6 protein-coding genes are annotated in these 4,243 nt (G+C 76.0%); 3 read left to right on the forward strand and 3 right to left on the reverse strand.

Going from position 1 to position 4,243, the window contains the following annotated elements:
• Together VKZ81_RS33675 and VKZ81_RS33680 are read left to right on the forward strand one after the other, a co-directional pair.
• A partial coding sequence (locus VKZ81_RS33675; RefSeq protein ID WP_324245804.1) for a copper resistance protein CopC occupies positions 1 to 268 on the forward strand: 268 nt, incomplete at its 5' end.
• Positions 265 to 1,257, forward strand: a complete 993-nt coding sequence (locus VKZ81_RS33680; protein WP_324245805.1) for a copper resistance D family protein — start codon at positions 265 to 267, stop codon at positions 1,255 to 1,257. The genes VKZ81_RS33675 and VKZ81_RS33680, both read left to right, overlap by 4 nt.
• A gap of 7 nt (positions 1,258 to 1,264) precedes the next feature.
• Here VKZ81_RS33680 and VKZ81_RS33685 read toward each other — a convergent pair whose 3' ends face one another.
• Genes VKZ81_RS33685 through VKZ81_RS33695 form a run of 3 tightly spaced genes read right to left on the reverse strand, consistent with a single transcriptional unit; the run spans position 1,265 to position 3,828 of the window.
• Positions 1,265 to 2,668, reverse strand: a complete 1,404-nt coding sequence (locus VKZ81_RS33685) for a dihydrolipoyl dehydrogenase family protein (RefSeq protein ID WP_324245806.1) — start codon at positions 2,666 to 2,668, stop codon at positions 1,265 to 1,267.
• Positions 2,668 to 3,327 (reverse strand): NAD(P)H-binding protein, encoded by a 660-nt coding sequence (locus VKZ81_RS33690; protein ID WP_324245807.1) that lies wholly within the window; start codon positions 3,325 to 3,327, stop codon positions 2,668 to 2,670. Before VKZ81_RS33690 ends, VKZ81_RS33685 begins: the two co-directional genes overlap by 1 nt.
• Positions 3,328 to 3,375: 48 nt before the next feature.
• The gene (locus VKZ81_RS33695; RefSeq protein WP_324245808.1) at positions 3,376 to 3,828 is read right to left on the reverse strand and encodes a DUF4442 domain-containing protein; all 453 of its coding nucleotides are present in this window, start codon (positions 3,826 to 3,828) and stop codon (positions 3,376 to 3,378) included.
• 148 nt (positions 3,829 to 3,976) lie between these two features.
• Here VKZ81_RS33695 and VKZ81_RS33700 point away from each other — a divergent pair.
• Positions 3,977 to 4,243 (forward strand): alcohol dehydrogenase catalytic domain-containing protein (locus VKZ81_RS33700; protein WP_324245809.1); only part of this gene is annotated, 267 nt, incomplete at its 3' end.

A 4,243-nucleotide genomic window follows, 5' to 3' on the forward strand; every position in this document is an offset into this window, starting at 1 on the left:
CAAGATCGGCTATCGGGTCGTGTCGGCGGACGGTCACCCCGTCTCCGGCGAGGTGTCGTTCACGCTCACGACCCCCGGGCCGGGGGCGGGCGCCGAGGCGCCCGCGTCGGCCCCCGCGTCCGAACCGGCGCCCGCCGCCGCGCCGCCGGCCGAGGGTGGCGGTGCCGGCGGCGAGAACGGTGGCACGCCGATCTGGCCCTGGATCCTCGGCGCCGTCGTCCTCGTCGGCGGCGGGGTCGTCGCGGCGCTGCGGCTGGGTCGGTCGTGACCCCGCCGACCGCGGGAGCGCGTCCGCTCGACCGGCTCCGGCCGGTCGGGTGGGCGGGCCTCGTGGTCGCCGCCGCCCTCGCGGCGAGCGTGCTCACCGGGGCGCTGGCGCGCACGTCGCTGCCGGTGCTGCTCGGCTCGTCGGTCACCAGGTCCGGGATGGACGTCGCGGGCGTCGCGTGCGTCGGTCTCACCCTGGTCGCCCTGCTGCTGCCCGGTCCCCGCCACCTGCCCGGCTCGGCCCTGCGCCCCCGCCAGCAGGTGCGGGCTACCGCCGACCGCGCGCTGGTCGCCGTGGCGGGCGCCTGGCTGGTGCTCGTGCTCGTCGGCACCATGTTCCGCGCCGCCGACGCGTTCGGCAGGCCGCTCGGGCAGCTGGACGCCGGGGAGATCGGCAGCTTCGTCACCCGGCTCGCCGGCGGGCGCGGCCTGGTGCTCACCGCGATCTGCGTCGCGGCGCTCATCGCCTGCGCGGTCGTGCGGATGCGCGACCCCACGCGCGTCCAGGCGCGGGTGCCGATGGTGGCCGCGCTGCTCGGCCTGGTCACCCCCGCCGTCACCGGCCACGCGGGCACCCACCCCGACCACCAGCTCGCGATCATGTCGATCGGCGTGCACGTGGTCGGGGCCGCGCTCTGGGTGGGCGGGCTCGCGGTCGTGCTCGTGCTCGTGGCGCGCCACCGCGCGCTGCTCGATCCCGTCCTGCCCCGCTTCTCCCGCCTCGCCGGCTGGTGCCTCGGCGCGGTCGCGGTGACGGGCGTGGTCACGGCACTCATCCGGCTCGGATCGTGGGACGAGCTCGTGACCACGAGCTACGGCGCGCTCGTGATCGCGAAGGCGGTCTGCCTCGTGCTGCTCGGGCTCCTCGGCTGGACCGCCCGGCGCAGGCTCGCCGCCGGGCGCACGCCGGTGCTGCGATGGGCCGGGGTCGAGGTGGCGGTCATGGCCGCCACCCTGGGCATCGCGGCCGCCCTCTCCCAGTCGGCGTGAGCCGCGCTCACGCCTCCGCCCGGTACGCCTCCAGCAGGCGCAGCCACACCTCGCTCATCGTCGGGAACGCGGGCACGGCGTGCCAGAGCCGCTGCAACGGCACCTCGCCGACGATCGCGATCGTCGCGGCGTGGATCATCTCGGCCACGTCCTGACCCACGAACGTCACACCGACGAGAACCCCGCGGGCGGTGTCGACGACCATGCGCGCCGCCCCGTCGTAGCCGTCGGCCTGCAGCGACGACCCCGCGACGGCGATCGGCAGGTCGACCACCCGCACGTCGATGCCCTCGGAACGAGCCTGGGCCTCGGTCCGCCCCACCGCGGCGACCTCGGGGTCGGTGAAGACCACCTGCGGCACCGCTCGGTGGTCGGCCGTGCTGACGTGCTCGCCCCACGGCCCGGTGTCGAGCTCCTCGCCCGACGCGCGGGCGCCGATCGCCGCGCCGACGATCCGGGCCTCGTACTTGCCCTGGTGGGTGAGCAGCTTCCGGCCGGTGACGTCGCCCGCGGCGTAGAGCCACTCGCCCGCCACCCCCTCGACCAGCCCGGTGTCGTCCACGGCGAGCGGCTTCCCCGGCTCGAGGCCCACCGCCTCCACCCCGATCGAGGCCGTGTTCGGCCTGCGCCCGGTGGCCACGAGCAGCTCGTCGACGACGACCGGGCCGTCGCTCGTGCGCAGCTCGACCTGGTCGCCCGCGGCAGCCACCGACTCGAGCGCGTGCTGCAGGCGCACGTCGACGCCCTCCTCGCGCAGCGCCGCGGCCACCCGCTCCCCCGCGAACGGCTCCATCGCGGGCAGCAGCCGCGGGCCGCGCTGCAGGAGCACGACCTGCGAGCCGAGCCGCTGGAACGCCTGCGCCATCTCGCAGCCGACGACGCCGCCGCCGAGCACGCCCAGCCGGGGCGGGATCTCCTTGGCCGACGTGGCGTCGCGGGAGCCCCACGTGCGCACGCCGTCCAGGCCGGGGACTGCGGGGGTGGTCGGCACGCTGCCGGTGCACACCACGACGGCCCGGCGGGCGACGAGCGTCTCCCGGCCCGCGGGGCCGTCGACCTCGACGGTGCGCTCGCCGACGATCCGGCCCGTCCCGCGCAGCACCCGGATGCCGGCACCGGTGGCCCACTCGACCTGGCCCTCGTCGTTCCAGCCGCCGGTGAACGAGTCGCGGCGCGCGAGCACCGCCTGCGGGTCGAACTCGGCCGTCGTCCCGGGCAACCGCCGCAGCGCCGCCACCGCGTGCCCGGTCCGCAGCAGCGCCTTCGACGGGATGCAGGCCCAGTACGAGCACTCCCCGCCGAGCAGCTCCGACTCGACGATCAGCGCCGAGAGGCCGGCGCGGACGGCGTAGTCGGCGACGTTCTCCCCCGTCGGGCCACCGCCCAGCACGATGACGTCAACGTCCGCCATCACGACACCCCCGCCACGGCCTCGAGCACGTCGGTCGTCCCTTCCCGCAGTTCCAGGATCTTGCCCGCGCTGCCGGGGTGGTCCAGCAGCCCGGCCAGCACGGCCGCCGTGTCGTCGCGGGTGACGCTGCCCGGCGGCACCGGCGGCGGGGCGAGCAGCACCTTGCCGACGCCCGGGTCGTCGGTGAGGGAGCCCGGCCGCAGGATCGTCCAATCGAGGTGGTCGGCCGCCCGGATCGCCTCCTCGGACGCCTTCTTGGCGGCGATGTAGGCCGCCCAGACCTCGCCCCGATCCGGTGCGGGCGGATCGTCCACGCCCATCGAGGAGACCAGCAGGTAGCGGCGCACGCCCGCGATCCGCGCCGCGTCGGCCAGCAGCACGGCGGCCGCCCGGTCGACGGTGTCCTTGCGGGCGGCCCCGCTGCCCGGCCCGGCGCCGGCGGCGAACACGACGGCGTCGGCGCCCTCGACCACGGCGGCGAGCTCGTCGGCGCGCGCCGCCTCCAGGTCGAGCACGGCGGCCGTCGCGCCCGCCTGTTCGAGGTCGGGGCCGTGGTCCGGGTTGCGCACCACCCCGGTCACCCGGTCACCGCGCCCCGCGAGGAGGGCCGCCAGCCGCAACCCGATCTTCCCGTGTCCACCTGCGATCACGACGCGCACTTGCGGGACGGTAGTCCTCCTGGGGTGTCCGCGCGCGGGTCGCTGTCCCTACCGGTGCGGGCGCAGCGTCCAGACGACCGTCATGCGGGTGGTCTCCCCGCCCTCGGCGTCGGTGACGGTGACGCGGACGTCGAACTCGGGGCGGCTGCCCGCCTCGAGCTCGGCGAGGACCTCCCCGGCCGGACGGGCCGGCTGCGCGACCGCCGTCAACGTCCCGCGGGCGACACGCCGGTAGGCGATCTCGGACCGGACCGGCAGCGGGGTCGCGCGCTCCAGGGCCGGGGCGAACGCGGCCAGCGTGACGGCGCCCGACGCGGTCTCGCCGAGGCCGAAGATCATCGCGGCGTGCGGGCCGCCGACGTGGTTGCGCAGCGCGGGGTCGTCCGGGAGGCGCACGACCACCCGGTCGGGGGTCACCTCGACGAACTCGATCCCGGCCGTGCCCACCCACGGGACCGTCTGCTGCATCGTCGCGGCGACCCAGCTCGGCTCTGTCGTCACCGCCACAAGGCTACTCGCCGGTAACAACCTCTCCTCATGGCGGGGCGCGATGTCCGTTTTCTCGCTCCGCGGAATCGGCGGCCTTGAGATCGTCCACGCACGGAGCGTGAATCGGGGGGAGGCAACGACGCCACGAGGAGGTGCGCGGGTGAAGGCCGTCCGGGTGCACGACTACCACACCGACCCGAAGATCGACGACATCCCGGAGCCGGAGATCCAGGGCCCGTTGGACGTGATCGTCAAGGTCGGCGGGGCCGGGGTGTGCCGCACCGACCTGCACATCCTGGAAGGGCAATGGGCCGCGGCGATGAACCCGCGGCTGCCGTACGTGATCGGGCACGAGAACGCGGGCTGGGTCCACGCCGTGGGCGAGGGGGTCACCAACGTCGCCGTCGGCGACACGGTGATCCTGCAC

This window comes from Pseudonocardia sp., from assembly GCF_035305885.1.
GTDB lineage: Bacteria > Actinomycetota > Actinomycetes > Mycobacteriales > Pseudonocardiaceae > Pseudonocardia.

What these genes read in the sequence shown, in the direction of transcription:
- VKZ81_RS33685 (WP_324245806.1), bottom strand. Translation starts at nt 2,668, where the DNA reads ATGGCGGACGTTGACGTCATCGTGCTGGGCGGTGGCCCGACGGGGGAG.